Raw genomic sequence first — 20,610 nt, 5'->3', positions numbered from 1 at the left:
AGCGACCTTATCCGAGCGCGCGACGTCGCGCTGCGGCGGGTGGTGAATCCCGCCAGCGGAATGACGCCCCACCGTCCTATCAGACCACGAGCATGTCGGGCGTGACGGCCGCTTCGGTATCCGGGATGCCCAGGTCCCTGGCCCGCTTGTCGGCCAGCGCGAGCAGCCGGCGGATCCGGCCCGCGATCGCGTCCTTGGTCAGCGGCGGCTCGGCGAGGGCGCCCAGCTCCTCCAGCGAGGCCTGCCGGTGCTCCAGACGCAGCCGCCCGGCCGAGGTGAGGTGGTCGGGGGCGTCGTCGGCGAGGATCTCCAGCGCCCGGGTGACCCGGGCGGCGGCGGCCACCGCGGCCCGGGCCGACCGGCGCAGGTTGGCGTCGTCGAAGTTGGCCAGCCGGTTGGCGGTGGCCCGCACCTCGCGGCGCACCCGCCGCTCCTCCCAGGCCAGCACGCTGGAGTGGGCCCCTATCCGGGTGAGCAGGGCGGCGATCGCGTCGCCGTCCTTGACCACCACCCGGTCCACGTTCCGCACCTCGCGGTTCTTCGCGGTGATCCCGATCCGCCGGGCGGCGCCGACCAGGGCGAGCGCCGACTCCGGCCCCGGGCAGGTGATCTCCAGCGCGCTGGAGCGGCCCGGCTCGGTCAGCGAGCCGTGCGCCATGAACGCCCCCCGCCAGGCGGAGACCGCGCAGCAGACGTTGGCGGCGACCACGTGCGGCGGCAGCCCGCGCACGGGACGGCCACGCACATCCAGCAGACCGGTCTGGCGCGCCAGCGCCTCCCCGTCCTTCACCACCCGTACGATGAAGTGGCTGCCCTTGCGCAGCCCGCCGGAGGCGAGCACGTGGATCTCGCTCGGATAACCGTAGACCTCGGCGACCTCCCGGCGGAGCCGCCGGGCGACCGCGCCGGTGTCCAGCTCCGCCTCGACCACCACGCGACCCGACACGATGTGCAGGCCGCCCGCGAAGCGCAGCAGGGCGGCCATCTCCGCCCGCCGGCAACAGGGCTTGGGCACGTCGACCCGACTCAGCTCGTCCTTGACCGCAGCCGTCATCGCCATAGTGCGCCCCCTCACGGACCGGTACCGGCGTGTCGCCGGTGATTACGTACGTGTCTAACGATCGGCGCCCAGGACAGGCACCAGGGCGGCACCCAGGGCGGCTGGATCATGTCGGGGTGTGCCGTCGCGGACGGCGATGGGGGCGAGGACCAGCCGGGCACCCAGTGATTCTGCCGCACCTTCGACCGCCACGGGATCACCCACCGCCTTCGAGTCCGCCAGCACCATGTCCACCTTCAGCTCGGACAGGTAGCGCCGCAGGGTGTCCAGATGGTCGGCCAGGGAGAGCCCGAGGGTCTCCTTCTCCGCCACCAGGTTGAGCGTCACCAGCCGCCGCGCCGGACTGGAGACGATCGCGTCGGCCAGCCCCGGCACCAGCAGGTGCGGCAGTACGCTGGTGTACCAGCTGCCCGGCCCGAAGATCAGCCAGTCGGCCCGGCGTACCGCGGCCACCGCCTCGGCGCAGGCGGCCGGCGCGACGGGGGTGAGCCGCAGCGCCTCGACCCGGCCGGTGGTGACCGCCACCTGGTGCTGGCCCCGCACCGTGCGTGCCTCGTCGGGGCGGTCCGGGTCGGCGCCGCGCACCCGGGCCACGATGTTGACCGGCTGACGCGACATCGGCAGCACCCGGCCGACCGCGCCGAGCATCGCGCCGGCGTGGTCGAGCGCCGCCACCGGGTCGCCGAACAGCTCCATCAGCCCGTGCAGCACCAGGTTGCCGACCGCGTGCCCGACGAGCACGTCGGCCGCCGCCCCGCCGGCGACCGGGTCCGCCGCGGTGGCGAAACGGTGCTGGAAAAGGCCGGCGGTGCGCTGGGTGGCCGGGTGGTCGCCGGCCAGCGCGACCAGCGCCTGCCGGAGATCCCCCGGGGGCAGCCCGCCGCGCTCGGCCCGTAAGCGGCCGCTGGAGCCGCCGTCGTCGCCCACCGTGACCACGGCGGTGATGTCCAGGTCCAACTCGGGTACGCAGTGCCGCAGTGCCCGCAGGGACGCCGAGAGCCCGTGCCCGCCGCCGAAGGCGACCACCCTGACCGGCCTCATTCCCGCCCCAGGTCCCGGTGCTGGGCGTTCGCGGCGATGCCGGACTGACGCAGCCGGGCGGCCAGTTCCTCGGCGATCGCGACGCTGCGGTGCTTGCCGCCGGTGCAGCCGACGGCGACGGTCAGGTAGCGCTTCCCCTCCCGCTCGAAGCCGGCGGTGGTGGCGTTGACCAGGTCGGCGTACCCGGTCACGAAGGCCTCGGCACCCTCCTGGCCCAGCACGTACGCGCTGACGGCCGCCTCGCGCCCGGTATGCTCGCGCAACTCCTGCACCCAGTACGGGTTGGGCAGGAACCGGGCGTCCATCACGAAGTCGGCGTCCGGGGGGAGGCCGTACTTGAAGCCGAACGAGAGCACCGTGATCCGCAGCCGGCGGGAGTCCTCCCCGCCGAACAGTTCCTCGACCCGCCGCCGCAACTGGTTGACGTTGAGGTGGCTGGTGTCGATGATCACATCAGCCTGGTCCCGGGCCTCCTCCAGCAGGGCACGCTCGACGGCGATCCCGTCGGCCAGCCGCCCGTCGCCCTGCAACGGGTGGGAGCGCCGGACGCTCTCGAACCGACGGATCAGCACCTCGTCGTCGGCGTCGACGAAGACCACCCGGGGCTGGAAGCCACGCTCGCGCAGCTCCCGGATCGCCCCGGCCAGGTCGGTGGAGAAGGCGCGCGAGCGCACGTCCAGCACCATCGCCGTACGCCGGGTCGCGCCGCCGGCCTTGAAGGCCAGCTCGGCCATGTCGAGCATGAGCGCCTGGGGCAGGTTGTCGACGACGTAGAAGCCGACGTTCTCCAGTGCCCGGGCGACCGTGCTCCGGCCGCCGCCGGAGAGGCCGGTGACCACCACCAGGGTGGTGTCCGCCTCGGCCGGCCCCGGCCGGCTCACGGCTGTCTCCGTACCGGCCGGTACCAGGTCTCCCGCCGTCCGCGCCTCGCTCACCTGCTACACCCCCAAGCTGTGGCGCCGCGACCCGTCGGCCGCGCGTGGTCAGTCTGCGACTCTAACGGCTGCGCCCCCGTACGGGATTCCACGGGGTGACGACCGGAACAGCGACTTGTCCGGTTTGCCAGCGACTGTCCCTGGCCTGTCGTACTGCCGACAGCCCGACCGGCCCGTCCGCCCGGTCCACGGCGCGCGGCCGCCGCGTCCGGGTGCTGTCGCAGGACGCTCGTAGACTGCGCGGATGGTCTCCCCCACCGATCAGCGGACCGAGGACGCCCTGCGGGTGCTGCGCCGGGTGTTCGGCTACGACGCCTTCCGGGGCTTCCAGCAGGAGGTCGTCGAGCACGTGGTGGCCGGCGGCGACGCGCTGGTGCTGATGCCGACCGGGGGCGGCAAGTCGCTCTGCTACCAGATCCCCGCGCTGGTCCGTGACGGCGTCGCGGTGGTGATCTCCCCGCTGATCGCGCTCATGCAGGACCAGGTCGACGCGCTCACCGCGGTCGGCGTCCGCGCCGGGTTCCTCAACTCGACCCAGGACCTCACCGAGCGGCGGCGGGTGGAGGCGGCCTTCCTCGCCGGGGAGTTGGACCTGCTCTACCTCGCCCCGGAGGCGCTTGCCGTCCGCTCCACCGTCGCCCTGTTGGAACGCGGACGGGTCGGGTTGTTCGCGATCGACGAGGCGCACTGCGTCTCGCAGTGGGGGCACGACTTCCGTCCCGACTACCTCAACCTGTCGATGCTGCACGAGCGCTGGCCGCGGGTGCCGCGGATCGCGCTCACCGCCACCGCGACCGGGGCCACCCGCACCGAGATCGCCACCCGGCTCCAGCTCACCGACGCCCGCCACTTCGTGGCCAGCTTCGACCGGCCCAACATCCAGTACCGGATCGTGCCCAAGCGGGAGCCGCGCAAGCAGCTGCTGAGCCTGCTGCGCGACGAACACCCCGGCGACGCCGGGATCGTCTACTGCCTGTCCCGTGCCTCGGTGGAGAAGACCGCCGAGTTCCTGGTGGCCAACGGCGTGCCGGCGCTGCCGTACCACGCCGGGCTGGACGCGGCCACCCGGGCGGCCAACCAGCAGCGCTTCCTGCGCGAGGACGGGCTGGTCATGGTCGCCACCATCGCGTTCGGCATGGGCATCGACAAGCCCGACGTACGCTTCGTCGCCCACCTGGACCTGCCCAAGTCGGTGGAGGGCTACTACCAGGAGACCGGCCGCGCCGGGCGGGACGGCCTGCCGTCGACCGCCTGGCTGGCGTACGGCCTCCAGGACGTGGTCCAGCAGCGGAAGATGATCGAGACCTCCGAGGGCGACCTGGCGCACCGGCGCAACCTGGCCGCCCACCTCGACGCGATGCTGGCCCTCTGCGAGACGGTCCGCTGCCGCCGGGCGCAGCTCCTCGAATACTTCGGCGAGACCGAGGCGGCGGGCTGCGGCAACTGCGACACCTGCCTGGAGCCGCCCGAGTCCTGGGACGGCACCGTCGCCGCGCAGAAGCTGCTCTCCACCGTCTATCGGCTGGACCGGGAACGCAACCAGCGGTTCGGCGCCGGACACAGCATCGACATCCTGCTCGGCAAGCACACCGACAAGGTCGACCAGTACGGTCACGACTCGCTGACCACCTTCGGCATCGGCAGCGAACTGCGCGAGGCGGAGTGGCGGGGCGTGGTGCGGCAACTGCTCGCCGAGGGCCTGCTGGCGGTCGAGGGCGACTACGGCACGCTCGCGCTGACCGAGGCGAGCGCCGAGGTGCTGGGCCGCCGGCGTACGGTCACCATGCGGCGGGAACCGGAGAAGCCGGCGTCCACCCGGTCGGCGAAGCCCCGAGGCGCGGCCACCGTCGTCGCCGAGCTCTCCCCCGACGCGGCGCCGGTCTTCGAGCGGCTGCGGGCCTGGCGGGCGGCCACCGCCAAGGAGCAGGGTGTGCCCGCGTACGTCATCTTCCACGACGCGACCCTGCGGCAGATCGCCACCGAAGCGCCGGCCTCGCTGGCCGAACTGTCCCGGGTCAGCGGCGTCGGCGAGAACAAGCTCGCCAAGTACGGCGAGGCGATCCTCGGCGTGCTGGTCGAGGACTGACCGGAGACGCCGAAGGGCCCGACCCCCGTTCGGGGTCGGGCCCTTCGTCACCGCCTCAGGTCAGGAGCTGTAGCCACGGCTGGCGATCCAGTGCGCCAGGGCGTCCACGTCCATCCGGTACGAGGCCATGTTCGGGTTGGCCGAGTCGGCGATCGTCACGGTCTTCCCACCGTCGCGGTAGCCCACCACGCTGATGTAGTGGCCACCCTCGAAGGAGTGGGTGTTGCCGTCGATGTCGGTCGCGGTGCCCGCGATGTTGGCCACCACGGCCCGGCCGTCGTCCACGGCCTTCACGACGTCGGCGCGCAGCTGGTCAACGTGCTTGGCGTCGACCTTGTCGACCGGCATCTCGGTGCTGTGGTACGCGTTGCGACCGGTCTCCTTGTTCAGCACCGGGGTGATGTCGTTGATGCTGTTGGTGCCGTTCTCGGTGGTGCCCATCTCCTTGGCCATGGCGTCGACGTTGATGTCCTTGCCCTGGACGGAGAGGGCGTTACGGGTGGCGGCGGGGCCGCAGTAGTAGAAGTTCGGCTGCGCCTCGTAGCGGACGTTCAGCTCGCGCTGGGCGGGCTTGGCGTCGGCGGCGTGCGCGGCGATCGCGGGGCCGGCGATGCCACCGGCGGTGGCGACGAAGCCAGCAGCGGTCAGGACGGTGTTACGCAGCATGGTGTTCTTACGCATGATGATCAAAGCCTTTCGCTCGGGGGTACGCGACACGCCCGCAAGGGGGTGCGGGTGCCACGGGTGAAAGGAAAATCTGGGGATCCGGGGCCCGGCGGCGTGACCTGCTCGGGCGGCCCGGGGATGTAACGACCGGCGGCGGGCGGTGATTCCCACGGCCTTACCGGCTCGGGACTGCCGCGGTCCGGGGAGGTAACCGCCGGGGCGGGCCGATGATTCCCACCGGCGGGGGTTCCCGCGGGGCCACCGGCTGGCGGGACCAGTGTCGCGGTCCCGGGGATGTAACGACGGCCGCCGGCCGGTCATTCCGACCCGGCTCGGCAGGCCGGGCGGGGCCGGGTCTGCACGCGGTCTGCCCTGTTCAACGCCCCCGCCCCCGGCATGATTCCGCCCCGCGGGTGGCCCCGACCACGGCACATCCCGCCATAAACCACCCACACCAACCCGGTCGGCCGGCGCTGGGCTTTGGCGTGGCGGCCGGCCGTGGTGCCGCTGCCCGACCACGAAGTTGCGACACTCGCCAAACGCCGCGCCAGGGGCGGGCCGGCCCCAGGCGGGTGCCTGAATCAGGCACGAACCAGACATTCGACGCGGACGGCATTCGCCGGCGCGAAGGGGGTGACCCGGGATGCGGCATGTTGCGGTCTCCCGGACGCCGGAAACCACCACATGCCGCGCATGGAGTGGATCAAGCCGTAAAGCGGCGGGCAGCGGCTGCGGCCGCCGGGGTCAGGGGGTGGGGGTGGGTTTGGCGTCCCCGTCAAGGGCGGCCAGGATCGCCTCGGCGGTCCGCTTTCCCACCCCGGGCACCTCGGTGATCTCCTCGACGGTGGCGGCGGAGAGCCGCTTGAGCGAGCCGAAGTGCCGGATCAGCGCCTTGCGGCGTACCTCGCCCAGCCCGGGGACGTTGTCCAGGGCCGACTCGGTCATCCGCTTCGAGCGCCGCTGCCGGTGGAAGGTGATGGCGAACCGGTGCGCCTCGTCGCGTACCCGTTGCAGCAGGTAGAGCGCCTCCGAGGTGCGCGGCAGGATGACCGGGAACTCGTCGTCGGGCAGCCAGACCTCCTCCAGCCGCTTGGCCAGCCCGCACAGCGCCACGTCGTCGATGCCCAGCTCGGCCAGGGCCTGCGCGGCCGCCGCCACCTGCGGCGCGCCACCGTCGACCACGACCAGCTGCGGCGGGTACGCGAACTTGCGGGGCCGGCCGGTGGTGGGGTCGATGCCGGGCCGGTCGGGGTCACTGGCGGTCTCCTCGCCGATCTCCCCGGTCTCGGCGCGGGCGTCGAGGTAGCGGGCGAAGCGCCGGCGCAGCACCTCCGACATGGCGGACAGGTCGTCGGTGGCGCCCCGGACGATGAACCGGCGGTACTCGCTCTTGCGGGGCAGCCCGTCCTCGAAGACGACCATGCTGGCGACAACGTCGGTGCCCTGGATCTGGGAGACGTCGAAACACTCGACGCGCAGCGGCGAGGTGCGCATGCCGAGCGCGTCGGCGATCTCGTCGAGGGCCTTGCCGCGGGTGGTCAGGTCGCCGGCCCGCTTGAGCTTGTGCCGGGCGAGCGCGTCCTTCGCGTTGCGTTCCACCGTCTCCAGCAGCGACCGTTTGTCGCCGCGCTGCGGGACGCGCAGTGACACCCGGCTGCCCCGGCGGGCGGAGAGCCAGTCGGCGAGCGCGTCGGCGTCGCCGGGCAGCTCGGGGGCGAGCAGCTCACGGGGGACATCGGCCTCGCCCTGCTCGCCGCCGTAGACCTGGGTACAGAAGTGGTGCACCAGGTCGCCGGTGGTCAGGTCCTCGGTCTTCTCCACCACCCAGCCACGCTGGCCTCGCACCCGCCCGTCGCGGACGTGGAAGACCTGGACCGCGGCTTCCAGCGGATCCTCGGCGAAGGCCACCACGTCGGCGTCGGTGCCGTCGCCGAGCACCACCGTCTGCTTCTCCATCGCCCGGCGCAGCGCGGCGACGTCGTCCCGCAGCCGGGCGGCCCGCTCGAACTCCAGCCGCTCGCTGGCCTCCTGCATCTCCCGGTCGAGCCCGCGGACCATGGTGTCGGTGCGTCCGGCCATGAAGTCGCAGAACCCGTTGACGATCTGCCGGTGCCGCTCGGCGGTCACGCTGCCGACGCACGGCGCGGAGCATTTGCCGATGTAGCCCAGCAGGCAGGGACGGCCGACCTGGCCGGCCCGCTTGAACACGCCGGAGGAGCAGGTCCGCGCCGGGAAGACGCGCAGCAGCAGGTCCAGCGTCTCGCGGATCGCCCAGGCGTGCGAGTACGGCCCGAAGTAGCGCACGCCCTTGCGCTTGGCGCCGCGCATCACCTGCAACCGCGGGAACTCCTCGTCGAGGGTCACCGCCAGGTACGGGTACGACTTGTCGTCGCGGTAGCGGACGTTGAACTTCGGGTCGTACTGCTTGATCCAGGTGTATTCCTGCTGGAGCGCCTCCACCTCGGTGGCGACGGTGATCCAGTCCACCGACTCGGCGGTGAAGACCATCTGCCGGGTGCGTTGGTGCAGGTTGACCGGGTCGGCGAAGTAGGAGTTGAGCCGGCTGCGCAGGCTCCGCGCCTTGCCGACGTAGATCACCCGACCGGTGCCGTCCCGGAAGCGGTAGACCCCCGGCGACTCCGGGATCGTGCCAGGGGCGGGACGGTAGGTCGAGGGGTCAGCCACGTTCGCAAGCCTAATCCGCACCCCCGACAGCCCACCGCCATCGCGCGCCCGACGTCCCAGCGGGCCCGCGCTCGGACGCCGCCGGACGCGTCAGGCCAGGCTGATCTCGTCGCCGGTGACCTTGATGTCCTTCGGGGGCAGGGGCCGGTTCGCGGGACCCTGCTTGACGGCCCCGTTGACGATCGAGAATCGGCTGTTGTGGCAGGTGCAGACGATGGCGTCACCCTCGATCCTCGACACCGGGCAGCCCTGGTGGGTGCAGATCGGGCTGAACCCCTTGAACTGGCCCGACTGCGGCTGGGTGACCACGACGCCCTTGCTGGCGAAGATCGTCCCACCGCCGACCGGGATGTCGCCGGTCTTGGCGATGACTTCGCCGCCACTGGCGGTCGCACCAGGATCGCTGCTGGTCGCGCCGGGACCGCCGGTGGTCGGTCCGGCAGCGGCCGTCCCCGTCCCGTTGTCGTTGCAGCCGGCCAGCGCCACCGCCGCGCCGACCGCGCCGGCCCCCGCCAGCAGGGCCCGCCGGGTCTGCGCACCCGGTGCGGTCAGCGTCTGGTCATCACTCATGTCCGGCCCATCCTCTCGGCTGCCGCGGCCCCTCGTGACCCGCGGCCATAGTTTCGAACACGGATCACCCTGCCGCACGGTTCACCCCGACATGCTGCAAAACGGCCGGACGGGCGAACCGGTGGTCCCGGCCCGCCCGTCGAACCGTCGCTCAGCGCGCCCCGGCCGGCACCTTTCGGATACGCGGCTTCGCGGCCGCACCGTTGGCCTTCGCCGCCCGGGTGGTGGCCGCCTTGGCGCCCTTGGCCGCGCCATCGAGCCTGAGCATCGGGCGCAGGAACTGACCGGTGTGGCTCTCCGGCACCTCGGCGACCTCCTCCGGGGTGCCGGTGGCGAGCACCGTGCCGCCCCGGTGGCCGCCCTCCGGCCCCATGTCGATGAGCCAGTCGGCCGTCTTGATCACGTCGAGGTTGTGCTCGATGGTGATCACTGTGTTGCCCTTGTCGACCAGGCCCTCCAGGACCATCAGCAGCTTGCGGATGTCCTCGAAGTGCAGGCCGGTGGTCGGCTCGTCGAGCACGTAGACCGTCCTGCCGGTGGAGCGCTTCTGCAGCTCGGAGGCGAGCTTGACGCGCTGCGCCTCGCCGCCGGAGAGTGTCGGGGCGGGCTGGCCGAGCCGGACGTACCCGAGGCCGACGTCGACCAGGGTCTTGAGGTGCCGGTGGATGGCCGGGATGGCGGAGAAGAACTCGGCCGCCTCCTCGATCGGCATGTCCAGCACCTCGGCGACCGTCCGGCCCTTGAAGTGCACCTCCAGGGTCTCCCGGTTGTACCGGGCACCCTTGCACACCTCGCACGGGACGTAGACGTCCGGCAGGAAGTTCATCTCGATCTTGAGGGTGCCGTCGCCGGAGCACGCCTCGCAGCGGCCGCCCTTGACGTTGAACGAGAACCGGCCCGGACCGTACCCCCGGACCTTGGCCTCGGTGGTCTCGGCGAAGAGCTTGCGGATGTGGTCCCAGACACCGGTGTAGGTGGCGGGGTTCGACCGGGGTGTCCGCCCGATCGGCGACTGGTCCACGCCGACGACCTTGTCCACGTGCTCCAGCCCGGTGACCCGGGTGTGCCGGCCGGGGACCAGCCGGGCGCCGTTGATCTGGTTGGCCAGGACCGCGTGCAGGATGTCGTTGACGAGGGTCGACTTGCCGGAGCCGCTGACCCCGGTGACCGCGATGAGCTGGCCGAGCGGGAACGACACGGTGAGGTTGCGCAGGTTGTGCTCGCGCGCCCCGTGCACCACCAGCTCACGGTCCGGGGTCTGCGGGCGGCGCTGCTTCGGTGTCGGGATCTCCCGGCGACCGGACAGGTACGCCCCGGTGACCGACTCCTCGTTCTCCAGCAGGGCCGGCACCGAGCCGCTGTGCACGATCCGGCCGCCGTGCTCGCCGGCGCCCGGGCCGATGTCGACGATCCAGTCGGCGACCCGGATGGTGTCCTCGTCGTGCTCGACCACGATCAGCGTGTTGCCCAGCCCGCGCAGCCGCAGCAGCGTCTCGATCAGCCGGTGGTTGTCCCGCTGGTGCAGACCGATGGACGGTTCGTCGAGCACGTACAGGACGCCGACGAGGCCGGAGCCGATCTGGGTGGCGAGCCGGATTCGCTGCGCCTCGCCGCCGGAGAGGGTGCCCGCCGGGCGGTCCAGGGAGAGGTAGTCCAGCCCGACGTCGAGCAGGAACTTCAGCCTGGCGTTGATCTCCTTGAGCACCCGCTCGGCGATCATCTTCTGCCGGTCGGTGAGCTCGATGCCGGCGAGCAGCTCGGCCGCCTCGCCGACGGACAGGTTGCAGACCTCCGCGATACTCTTCCCGGCCACCGTGACCGCGAGCACCTCCGGCTTGAGCCGGGTGCCGCCGCAGGCCGCGCAGGGCACGTCCCGCATGTAGCCCTCGTACTTCTCCCGCGACCACTCCGACTCGGTGTCCGTGTGGCGGCGCTCGATCCACTGCACCACGCCCTCGAAGCCGGTGTAGTAGGAGCGCTCGCGGCCGTACTTGTTGCGGTAGCGGACGTGCACCTGATCGTCGGAGCCGTGCAGGATCGTCTTCTGCGCCCGGGACGGCAATGCCCGCCACGGGGTGTCCAGGTCGAAGTGCTCGGCCTCACCGAGGGCCTCCAGCAGGCGGAGGAAGTATTCCAGGTTGTGCCCGGTGGCCCAGGGCTGGATGGCGCCCTCGCGCAGGCTGCGCTCCGGATCCGGGATCACCAGCTCCGGGTCGACCTCCTTCTTGGTGCCCAGTCCGGTGCACTCCGGGCACGCGCCGTACGGGGCGTTGAAGGAGAAGACCCGGGGCTCCAGGTCCTCGATGGCGAGGGGGTGGTCGTTGGGGCAGGCCAGGTGCTCGGAGAAGCGGCGTTCCCGGGCCGGGTCGTCCTCGGCCAGGTCCACGAAGTCGAGCAGCACCAGGCCGCCGGAGAGGCCGAGCGCCGCCTCGACCGAGTCGGTCAGCCGCTGCTTGGCGCCGGGCTTGACGCTGAGCCGGTCGATCACCACCTCGATGGTGTGCTTCTCCTGCTTCTTGAGCTTCGGCGGCTCGGTCAGCGGGTGCACCACGCCGTCGACCCGGGCCCGGGCGTAGCCCTTGGCCTGGAGTTCGGCGAACAGGTCGACGTACTCGCCCTTGCGGCCGCGCACCACGGGGGCGAGCACCATGAACCGGGTGCCCTCGGCCATGGCGAGCACCCGGTCGACGATCTGTTGCGGACTCTGCCGGGAGATCCGCTCCCCGCAGACCGGGCAGTGCGGCTCGCCGACGCGGGCGAACAGCAGCCGGAGATAGTCGTAGACCTCGGTGATGGTGCCGACGGTGGAGCGCGGGTTGCGTGAGGTGGACTTCTGGTCGATGGACACCGCGGGGCTGAGGCCCTCGATGAAGTCGACGTCGGGCTTGTCCATCTGGCCGAGGAACTGCCGGGCGTACGACGACAGTGACTCCACGTAGCGTCGCTGGCCCTCGGCGAAGATGGTGTCGAACGCCAGGCTCGACTTGCCCGACCCGGACAATCCGGTGAAGACGATCAGGGCGTCCCGGGGCAGGTCGAGACTGACGTCACGGAGGTTGTGCTCGCGCGCGCCACGGATGATCAGTCGGTCGGCCACGGTCCGTGTACTCCCGGAAGAAGAATGTGAGGCGGATCTGTCCGCTCGGAGCACGGTCTGAGCGGTTTTCGAGGTTGTCGAGGCGCAGAAAACACGCCTCGGAAACTCTAGCCCCGAGGTACGACAACTTACGTCGCGCGCACATTCCACCAGGTCAGCCCGGTCGCGCCGACCGTGTGCGGGCCGGCGCGACCGGTATCCGATTCAGTATCCGCCGGGCGACGGCGGTGCCGCCGGGCGGGCCTTGCGGCGCCGTTCGCCCCGCCAGCTCCCCCGCCGCTCGGCGGCCAGCCGGGCCTCCCGGCGCCCGCTCTCGTACGTCAGCTCCCGCTGCAGCCGGCGCCAGCTCTCCCAGCGCCGGACCGGCAACTCGCCGGCCTCCAGGGCCGCCCGCACCGCGCAGGCCGGCTCGGCCTCGTGCGCGCAGTCGGCGTACCGGCAGCCGGCGGCGAGCTCGGCGATGTCCGCGAAGGCCCGGTCCAGCCCGGCCGAGCCGTCCAGCAGGCCGACCGCCCGGACACCGGGGGTGTCCAGCACCGCGCCGCCACCGGGGATCGGCACCAGGGCCCGCCAGGTGGTGGTGTGCCGGCCCTTGCCGTCGGAACGGCGGATCGCCTGGGTGCGCATCACCTCCGCCCCGGCGAGGGCGTTGACCAGGCTCGACTTGCCCGCCCCGGAGGGCCCCAGCAGGCCGAGTGTCCGCCCGGCCGCGACGTACGGCCGCAGCGGGTCCAGCCCGGTGGCCCGCTCGGCGCTGACCGGCAGCACCGGCACCCCGGGCGCGACGGCGGCGAGCTGGCGGGCGACCGCCGCCGGGTCGGCCGCCAGGTCCGCCTTGGTGAGCACGACCAGCGGCTCGGCGCCGGACTCGTGGGCCAGGGAGAGCAGCCGTTCGATCCGCGCGGCGTCCGGCGCGGGGTGCACCGGCTCGACCACCGCGGCGGCGTCGAGGTTGGCGGCGAGCACCTGTCCGCTGGCGTCCTTGCCGGCGGTCCGCCGGACCAGCGCGGTGCGGCGCGGCAGCACCGCCTCCACGGTCACCGGCCCGTCCGGCCAGGTGGCCAGCAGCACCCAGTCGCCGGCGCAGGGCAGCGCCGTCAGGTCCCGGGCCGCGGCGGCCAGCACCGCCCCGCCGAGGCTGGCCCGCACCGGCCCGTCCGGTCGCAGCACGGTGCAGACGCCGCGGTCGACCCGGGCCACCCGGCCCGGGCTGCGTTCACTGTGTGGTCGTACGTGCGCCGCCCGATCGGCGTCCCAGCCGAGGGCGGTCAGATCGATTGTCATAAGGTCCTCATCGGTGTCGAGGGATCTCTGGTGGGACACGCGTGCTACTACCGGCATGCTCACCACCTCCGCTCCGACTTCCGGTGCCGCGTTCTGCGACGGTAGGCCGCCCACCGATGCGCCGAAAGCGATTTCCCCGGCGACGCGGCGGTCCCGATGCCACTAGGGTGGCACCGTGAGCGCGAGGAGTGAGCCGATCCTGCGAGCCCCGCAGCCGCGAACAGAGGTGGCACCGTGAGCGCGAGGAGTGAGCCGATCCTGCGAGCCCCGCAGCCGCGAACAGAGGTGTCACCGTGACCAGTGATCCGCTGCTGCTGACCGGCGAGGTGGGCGACGCCACAGCCCGGCTGCTGCGTACGGTGGCCGCCTTCGGCGCCGCGGACGTCGCCGCCGCCTCCCCGCTGCCGGGCTGGACCCGCGGCCATGTGCTGACCCACCTGGCCCGCAACGCCGACGGCTTCGTCAACCTGCTCACCGCCGCCCGCACCGGCGAACCCATCCCGATGTACGCCAGCGCCGAGGCCCGGACCGCCGACATCGAGGCCGGGGCCGGCCGGGCGCCGGCCGAACTCCTCGACGACCTGCGGCGCAGCGCGGAGCGGTTCGCGACGGCGGTCGACGCGATGCCGGTCGAGGCGTGGGCGGCCACCGTGCAGACCCGGCGCGGCCCGTGGCCGGCGGCCATGCTGGTCTGGGGGCGGCTGCGGGAGGTCGAGGTGCACCACGTCGACCTGGGCGCCGGCTACCGGCCGGACGACTGGCCGGACGCGTTCGCCCAACGGCTGCTGCACGAGGTGGCGACCGGGCTGGCCGACAACCCCGGCGCGCCGGCCATGGTGCTGCGCTTCGACGGCGTCCGCCAAGAGATCGTCGTGGGCGAGCCCGCGGGGGCGCCCACGATCACCGGCACCGCACCGGAACTCGCCGCCTGGCTGATCGGCCGCAGCGCCGGCGAGGTGCTCACCGTCACCCCCGACGCGCCCCTGCCGACCCCACCGGAATGGATCTGAGAGTCGCCATGACCTACACCGGAGAAGTCACGCCCGGCGGCCCGCCGGCCGTCCGCGAACTCGACCGGCTCACCGTCACGAAGGTGTCGGTGGGGCCGATGGACAACAACGCCTACCTGCTGCGCTGCCGCGACAGCGGCGACCAGGTGCTCATCGACGCCGCGAACGAGGCGTCCCGCCTGCTCGAACTGGTCGGCGACGGCGGCTTGGCCGCGGTGGTCACCACGCACCGGCACATGGACCACTGGGTGGCCCTGGAGGAGGTCGTCGCCAAGACCGGCGCCCGGGCGCTGGCGCACGCCGACGACGCCGAGGGACTGCCGATCGCCGTCGAGCCGCTGCGCGAGGGCGACACGGTGGCGGTCGGGAGCTGCGCCTTGGAGGTGATCCACCTCAAGGGACACACCCCGGGTTCGGTCGCGCTGCTCTACCGTGACCCGGCCGGCGTTCCGCACCTGTTCACCGGCGACTCCCTGTTTCCCGGCGGGGTCGGCAACACCGACCAGGACCCGCAACGGTTCGGGCAGCTCATCGACGACGTCGAGCACAAGCTGTTCGACCGGCTGCCGGACGAGACCTGGTTCTACCCGGGACACGGCAAGGACAGCACCCTCGGCGCCGAGCGGCCCGCGGTGCCGCAGTGGCGGGCCCGCGGCTGGTGACCGACCGGGCGTCACGAATCGGGGCGACCGGCGGCGGCCAGGGCCCCGCCGGCCGGTCCCGGCCCGCTCAGGAGGCGATGTCCGTGCCAGTCATCGCGCGGAGCCGGCGCCGGGTGCCGAGCAGCACCGGGCCGGCGAGCAGCAGCCCGACCGCCATGGTGAGCAGCGCCGGGTTCGGCGCTCCGGGCAGCAGCCCGGTCAGCGCCCGCGCGGTGGTGCCGAGCAGCACGTAAAGGCCGGCCCAGAGCGCCGCGCCGAGCGCCGCGCAGGACACGAACCTGCGGTACGACATCTTCAGCCCGCCGGCCGCCAGGGGCAGCAGCGCGTTGAACACCGGCAGGAACGGCGCCACCAGCACCATCCGGCCGCCGCCGCGGCGCAGGATGGCCTCGGCGGCCGCCCAGCGTGACTCGCCGATCCAGCCGCCCACCCGGCTGCGTCGCAGCTGCTCGCCCCAGCGTCGTCCGGCCAGGAAACTCAGCGACCAGCCGGCGAGGCAGCCGGCCACCACCGCCGCGACGGTGGCCGGTCCGGTCGCCGGCCGGCCTCCGGCGACCGCGGCGAGCACCGCGGCGTCGCCGGGCACCAGCACGCCGAGCAGCGGTACGGCGTCGGCGAGCATGACCAGGCCGAGAATTCCCATCAGCAGACTGGTGGGCAGCTCCCCGATCCGGGCCAGCAGATCCGTCATGCCGGGGACCCTACTCAGCAACACTCCGCGCGCACATCCGGTCAGACCCCTACCGTCCCCTGATTCCGGCTCGGGGTCGTCCCGGCACCGCCGTCGCGCTCACCGGGGGCGCAGCACCTGCACCCGGCGTACCGGGGAGTCCACCGAAGGTTCGGTGGTGGGCACCGGGTAGCTGGCCACCACCTCCAGCCGGCCGGATGGCAGGTGCCCCCGGTCCGGGTCGCCGACCAGCACCTCGACGCCGCGGTCGGCGGCCCGCTGCAGGAACGGCAGCACCCGCTCGGCCAGCGTCGCCTCGTAGAGCACGTCGCCGGCCAGCAGCAGGTCGGTGGGCACAGCGGCGTCCAGCAGGTCGTCGCCGCTGGCCGCCACGTCCACCCGGTTGGCCCGCGCGTTGACCGTGACGGCGGCGACCGCGTACGGGTCGATGTCGTTGGCGACCACCCGGTCGGCGCCGGCGAGCGCGGCGGCGATGGCCACCAGCCCGGATCCGGCGGCCAGGTCGAGCACCCGCCGGCCGGCGGCCAGCTCGGGATGGTCGAGCAGGTGGCGGGCCAGTGCCTGCCCGCCGGCCCAGACCGAGGCCCAGTACGGCGGCGGCAGCGAGCGGCCGGCAGCCGCCTCCATCCGGGCCCACCAGAGGATCGCGTCCTCGGCGAGGTGCAGCCGCACCTCGGGCACGAACGGCGGGGCGACCAGCCGGAGGCGGTCCGGGCCGTCGCCGGGCGCGGCGATCTCCCGTTCCAGGTCGGCCAACGCCGTCTGTGCCTCCACCGGGGAAGCATGCCGGGTGCCGGCCGGTCGCGGAGGGATTTTCCCGCTCGGCGTGTATTCACGAGGCACACCGGCACTTCCGCCAGCAGATCCTGGTTCGGGCAGTTACTGTCGGGAAGGTACAGGGGCGATCATCGGCTGCGGCCGGTGCTCACTCGTTTTGGAACAGGGAGAGACGCATGGCAACCGGCACGGTCAAGTGGTTCAACTCGGAAAAGGGCTTCGGCTTCATTGAGCAGGACGGCGGAGGGCCCGACGTGTTCGTCCACTACTCGGCCATTCAGAGCGGCGGCTACCGCGAGCTGCAGGAGGGCCAGAAGGTCGAGTTCGAGGTGACTCAGGGGCAGAAGGGTCCGCAGGCGGACAACGTCCACCCGCTGTAGGTCCGTGCCGGCGGCGGCGGTCGAAGGCCCGACCGCCGCCGCAGCGCGTGCTCAGCGCGGCGACGCCGGCAGGTCACGGCGCCGCCGCAGTGGCCCGACCAGCATGATCAGCGGGGTCAGCGCCAGCCAGGCGGTCATCACCCGGATCGCCCCGGTCGGGCCCCACGCCGCGCCCAGCGCGCCGGCCAGCACGGCGGCCAGCGGGATGGTCCCGTAGTTCAGCAGCTGCATGCTCACCGTCACCCGACCGAGCAGGGCGTGCGGGGTGTACGTCTGGCGGAAGCTGCCCTTGATCACGTTTCCCACGGCGACTCCCAGGCTGACCAGCGCGCCGCCGAGCACGAGCCAGGCCACGCGGGGGCCCGGACCCGCCAGCGGGATGAGCAGCGCGGGCGGTCCGGTGGTCCCGGCGGCGAGCAGCAACGCGCGGGCGGAGCCGAGCCGGCGGGCGAGGACGGTGGCGAGGCCGGCGCCGACGATCCCGCCCACGCTGGCCAGTCCGATCAGCAGGCCGACCAGGCCCGCCGGAAGTCCCGCGGAGCGGACCAGGAAGACCACCAGGACGGCCTGGTAGCCGGTGAGCCCGATGTTGCTGGCCGCCCCGAACACCGTCAGCACCCGCAGGTACGGATCCCGGACGACGAACCGCAGTCCGTCCGCCACCTCGCGCCGCAACGAGGAGGGTGCGTCGCGGCGGGCAGGCCGTGGCTCGGCCGCCCGGATGCGCCCCAGGCAGGCGGCGGAGACCAGAAAGCTCAGCGCGTCGAGCAGCACCGCGGCCACCGCACCGGCCAGCTGGGCGATCAGGCCGGCCAGCCCGGGGCCGACGAGGTAGCTCGCGGTCTGCGTCGCGTGCAGCTTCGCGTTGCCCTCCGGCACCTCCTCGGGCCGCAGCAGGGTGGGCAGGTAGACCTGGTCGGCGGTTTCGAAGAAGACCCGGGCCAGGCCGGCGCCAAGCGCCACGACGAGGAGCTGGCCGACGGTGAGCACGTCGAGCACGGCGGCCACCGGGACGCTGAGGAACAGCGCCGCCGAGACCAGGTCGCAGGCGATCATCAGCGGGCGGCGGCGGACCCGGTCCACCCAGGCCCCGGCGGGCAGGCCGACCAGCAGCCACGGCAGCCAGGCCGCCGCGGTGAGGACCGCCACCTGGAACGTGGTCGCGTCCAGCACCGCCACCGCGGCCAACGGCAGCGCCACGGCGGTCACGTTGCTGCCGAGGGCGCTGACCGTCTGGCCGGCCCAGAGCAGCCGGAAGTCGCGGTGCCGGAACAGGCCGCCACGTCGCGGCGGCACCCGCGGGTGCGTACGGGCCGGCGCGGTCACGGTTGGCCGCGCGGTCACGGTTGGCCCGGGACGCCGTGCGCGAACAGGAAGACCGGCCTGCGTTCGCGTCCGTCGTCCGGCCGTTCCGCCCAGCGGGCGAACAGCTCGATCACCTCGCGGCTCAGCTCGGCCAGTTCCTCGGGGGTCAGGTGCAGCCAGCGGTCGGTGCTGAACGGCCCGTCGCCCCAGGCCGCGTGGGCGTCCTCGGCCGCGGCGTACCACGCGCGGACGAGGGCGACGTGCCGGTCCAGGTTGAGCGAGGAGGCGGCGTCGGCCACCGCTCGGGCGGCGGGGTCGCCGTCGAAGTCGGTGTGGGACCAGCGCACGGCGCGGGTGCGCAACCGCCACCAGCGTTCCCGCCGGTCGCGGGCCAGTTCGGGTGCCTCGTCCACCAGTTCGGCAGCGGCCAGCACCTTCAGGTGGTGGCTGACGTTGGCCGGCGCCTGCCCGGTCCGCTCGGCGAGTAGGCCGACGGTTGACGGGCCGTAGACCTTGAGCACGTCCATGAGGCGGCGCCGCAACGGATGGGCGAGCGCCGCGAGGACGCGGGAGTCGGTGACGTGCCGGACGTCGGGGTTCTCCATGCCCAGACCCTGACATCAGCAAGAGTAGTTGCGCAAGAGTAGTTGCGGAAAAGTTCGGGCGCCGGTGCCCGGCGACCAGATCGGGAGGTCGGGAGGTCGGCCGCCGGGACAGTTCGGCGGGACGGCGGGAAACTACGGGCGAGCGGTGGACGGTGGCTGCGCGAGCGGGAGCACGATGGCCGACGGGTGCACCGGGTCGTGCAGGATCTCCCGCCAACCAGCCCGAAGAGTGACGGCCGTGCCGAGCGGCTCTCCCGTTCCGGGGTTACGCGCGTAGCGCGGATGGGCACCGCCGGAGACCTGGACCCGTAGCCGGTGCCCGGGCGCGAAGCGGTGCGCGGCCGGCCAGAGGGTGATCGGCACCCGGACCACGCCGGACGGGTCGACCGGGAAGCGCCCGGGGGCGACCCGGACCAGGCCGTCGCAGACGTTCCACGACCGGCCCCGCCGATCCACGTCGCAGAGCCGCACGAAGACGTCCAGGTAGGACAGCTCGCTGCGGAGGTGGACCTCGGCGCGGACCGGGCCGAGCACCTCGACCGGCGCGTCCAGCGGGGCGCTGGTATAGGTCAGCACGTCCGGCCGGGCCTCCACGGACCGGTTGTCCACCTTGCCGGCCCGCTGGGCGACCAGCAGCGGCCCGCCGAGCGACGGGGTGGGGTCGGCCGGGTCGTACCAGATCCGGTCGGGCGGCGACGGGATCGGCGCGGCGGTGCCGAGGGCCCGGTCGGCGTGCAGGTGCCACCGGGTCGGCACGGCCGGCGGCGGCCAGTCGGGCAGGTCCCGCCAGCCGCCACCGTCGCCGCCGACGTGCACCCGCACCGGGGCGCGGGGCGGCGCGGGGCGGCCGGCCAGGTGCTCGTCGAGCCAGTCGAGGCCCTCGCGGAGGGCCGCCACGAGCAGCCCCGGGCTGCCGTGGGTCCACGGGCCGACGGTCAACCGGGGCCGGGCGCCCGCCGCGCGGAGCCGGACGTAGTCGTCGAGCTGGGCCGGGAGGAAGATGTCCTGCCAGCCGCTGACCATCAGCACCGGAGCGCGCACCTCGGCGATCCGGTCGCCGAAGACGCGAGGCCGCCAGTAGTCCGCGTCGGGGGTGTGGTGGCGCAGCCACTCCTGGAAGAACGGCACGGTCACCCCGGTGGCGATCCGGTCGGCCTCGGCCAGCGGCAGGTGGGCCAGCGCCCGGGCCAGCCGCGGCTGCCCCCGCCGCAGCTCCCACTGCCGGGCCAGCCACGGCACGGTCTGCGCCTGAAGCAGCTCCGCCCAGGTCAGCACGGTGTCCAGGGAGAACGACTCACCCGCGTACGTCGAGTCCCGGGTGGCCGAGGCGGTCGCCACCGCTACCATCGCGCGCAGCTCGTCGGCCGCCTCGGCGGCGAGCGCCCACTGCACGAAGCCCTGGTAGCTGGCGCCGAACATGCCGAACGCCCCGGACCACCAGCGCTGCCGGCGCAGCCAGTCGAGGGTGTCCAGTCCGTCGTCGCGCTCGTGCACCAGCGGCGCGAACTCCCCGCCCGAGCCGTGCGTGCCCCGACAGGACTGGATCACCACGTGGTAGCCACGTTCGGCGACGAGCCGGCCCAGCAGCCGGACCGGCCCGCCCCGCCCGTACGGGGTGCGGATCAGCACGGTGGGTGCGCCCGGCAGGGCCGGGGCGTAGTGGTCGGTGCCCAGCGGTACACCGTCCCGGACCCGGACCGGGATGTCCCGGGTCACCGTGACCCGCTGGGACCGGACGGCGGGCATCCGCAGCGCC

At 73.2% G+C, this 20,610-nt stretch carries 17 protein-coding genes; 4 read left to right on the top strand and 13 right to left on the bottom strand.

Translation table 11 applies throughout. The features are described 5' to 3' along the window. Window positions 1-79: 79 nt before the first annotated feature. The 3 genes from whiA to rapZ are packed head-to-tail and all read right to left on the bottom strand — an operon-like array spanning window position 80 to window position 3,036. On the bottom strand, window positions 80-1,060 hold the full coding sequence (gene whiA / locus ACIRG9_RS09940) for a DNA-binding protein WhiA (protein ID WP_402852907.1): 981 nt from the start codon (window positions 1,058-1,060) through the stop codon (window positions 80-82). A 54-nt stretch (window positions 1,061-1,114) separates the two neighbouring features. Next, a complete protein-coding gene (yvcK, locus tag ACIRG9_RS09935; protein ID WP_402852905.1) occupies window positions 1,115-2,101 on the bottom strand; it encodes a uridine diphosphate-N-acetylglucosamine-binding protein YvcK in 987 nt (328 codons plus the stop codon). Next, window positions 2,098-3,036, bottom strand: coding sequence for an RNase adapter RapZ (rapZ, locus tag ACIRG9_RS09930; protein ID WP_402852902.1), 939 nt, complete (start codon window positions 3,034-3,036; stop codon window positions 2,098-2,100). The genes yvcK and rapZ overlap by 4 nt, the downstream gene beginning before the upstream one ends. A gap of 244 nt (window positions 3,037-3,280) precedes the next feature. Here rapZ and recQ point away from each other — a divergent pair, with 244 nt between their 5' ends. Further along, entirely contained in the window at window positions 3,281-5,122 is a 1,842-nt protein-coding gene (gene recQ, locus ACIRG9_RS09925) for a DNA helicase RecQ (RefSeq protein WP_402852899.1), read from the top strand. 60 nt (window positions 5,123-5,182) lie between these two features. On the opposite strand, the gene ACIRG9_RS09920 is transcribed toward recQ, so the two are convergent. The 5 genes from ACIRG9_RS09920 to rsgA form a co-directional block, all read right to left on the bottom strand. Further along, complete coding sequence (locus ACIRG9_RS09920; protein ID WP_402852896.1) at window positions 5,183-5,803, bottom strand: C39 family peptidase; 621 nt, start codon at window positions 5,801-5,803, stop codon at window positions 5,183-5,185. Between the two features lie 729 nt (window positions 5,804-6,532). Further along, window positions 6,533-8,473, bottom strand: a complete 1,941-nt coding sequence (gene uvrC, locus ACIRG9_RS09915; protein WP_402852894.1) for an excinuclease ABC subunit UvrC — start codon at window positions 8,471-8,473, stop codon at window positions 6,533-6,535. A 90-nt stretch (window positions 8,474-8,563) separates the two neighbouring features. Further along, on the bottom strand, window positions 8,564-9,043 hold the full coding sequence (locus tag ACIRG9_RS09910) for a Rieske (2Fe-2S) protein (protein WP_402852891.1): 480 nt from the start codon (window positions 9,041-9,043) through the stop codon (window positions 8,564-8,566). Between the two features lie 151 nt (window positions 9,044-9,194). Next, window positions 9,195-12,140: an excinuclease ABC subunit UvrA gene (gene uvrA / locus ACIRG9_RS09905; protein WP_402852888.1), complete on the bottom strand. Its 2,946-nt coding sequence runs from the start codon at window positions 12,138-12,140 to the stop codon at window positions 9,195-9,197. 204 nt (window positions 12,141-12,344) lie between these two features. Continuing rightward, window positions 12,345-13,424: a ribosome small subunit-dependent GTPase A gene (gene rsgA, locus ACIRG9_RS09900; RefSeq protein ID WP_402852886.1), complete on the bottom strand. Its 1,080-nt coding sequence runs from the start codon at window positions 13,422-13,424 to the stop codon at window positions 12,345-12,347. A gap of 293 nt (window positions 13,425-13,717) precedes the next feature. On the opposite strand from rsgA, the gene ACIRG9_RS09895 reads away from it, so the two are divergent. Both ACIRG9_RS09895 and ACIRG9_RS09890 read left to right on the top strand, forming a co-directional pair. After that, window positions 13,718-14,434 (top strand): maleylpyruvate isomerase family mycothiol-dependent enzyme, encoded by a 717-nt coding sequence (locus ACIRG9_RS09895; protein WP_402852883.1) that lies wholly within the window; start codon window positions 13,718-13,720, stop codon window positions 14,432-14,434. 8 nt (window positions 14,435-14,442) lie between these two features. Further along, window positions 14,443-15,096, top strand: a complete 654-nt coding sequence (locus ACIRG9_RS09890; protein ID WP_402853095.1) for an MBL fold metallo-hydrolase — start codon at window positions 14,443-14,445, stop codon at window positions 15,094-15,096. Between the two features lie 67 nt (window positions 15,097-15,163). Here the strand turns inward: ACIRG9_RS09890 and ACIRG9_RS09885 are convergent, their stop codons facing one another. After that, window positions 15,164-15,787, bottom strand: a complete 624-nt coding sequence (locus ACIRG9_RS09885) for a DedA family protein (protein WP_402852880.1) — start codon at window positions 15,785-15,787, stop codon at window positions 15,164-15,166. Window positions 15,788-15,886: 99 nt separating this feature from the next. Then, complete coding sequence (locus ACIRG9_RS09880; RefSeq protein WP_402853092.1) at window positions 15,887-16,543, bottom strand: class I SAM-dependent methyltransferase; 657 nt, start codon at window positions 16,541-16,543, stop codon at window positions 15,887-15,889. Between the two features lie 197 nt (window positions 16,544-16,740). Between ACIRG9_RS09880 and ACIRG9_RS09875 the strand changes: the two genes are divergently transcribed. Continuing rightward, on the top strand, window positions 16,741-16,944 hold the full coding sequence (locus ACIRG9_RS09875; protein WP_402852878.1) for a cold-shock protein: 204 nt from the start codon (window positions 16,741-16,743) through the stop codon (window positions 16,942-16,944). A 51-nt stretch (window positions 16,945-16,995) separates the two neighbouring features. On the opposite strand, the gene ACIRG9_RS09870 is transcribed toward ACIRG9_RS09875, so the two are convergent. From ACIRG9_RS09870 to ACIRG9_RS09860, 3 genes are all read right to left on the bottom strand, one after another. Beyond that, window positions 16,996-18,240 carry an MFS transporter gene (locus ACIRG9_RS09870; protein WP_402852875.1) on the bottom strand — a complete coding sequence of 415 codons (1,245 nt, stop codon included), beginning with the start codon at window positions 18,238-18,240 and terminating at the stop codon, window positions 16,996-16,998. Window positions 18,241-18,284: 44 nt separating this feature from the next. After that, window positions 18,285-18,854, bottom strand: a complete 570-nt coding sequence (locus tag ACIRG9_RS09865; RefSeq protein ID WP_402852872.1) for an ArsR/SmtB family transcription factor — start codon at window positions 18,852-18,854, stop codon at window positions 18,285-18,287. A 132-nt stretch (window positions 18,855-18,986) separates the two neighbouring features. Continuing rightward, window positions 18,987-20,600, bottom strand: coding sequence for a CocE/NonD family hydrolase (locus ACIRG9_RS09860; protein ID WP_402853089.1), 1,614 nt, complete (start codon window positions 20,598-20,600; stop codon window positions 18,987-18,989). Between the last annotated feature and the right edge of the window lie 10 nt (window positions 20,601-20,610).

Origin of the sequence: Micromonospora sp. NPDC093277, assembly GCF_044765245.1 — a bacterium.
Classification (GTDB): Bacteria; Actinomycetota; Actinomycetes; order Mycobacteriales; family Micromonosporaceae; genus Micromonospora.
The sequence above is the reverse complement of the archived record's forward strand: the minus strand, read 5'-3'. Positions and strand labels throughout refer to the sequence as shown.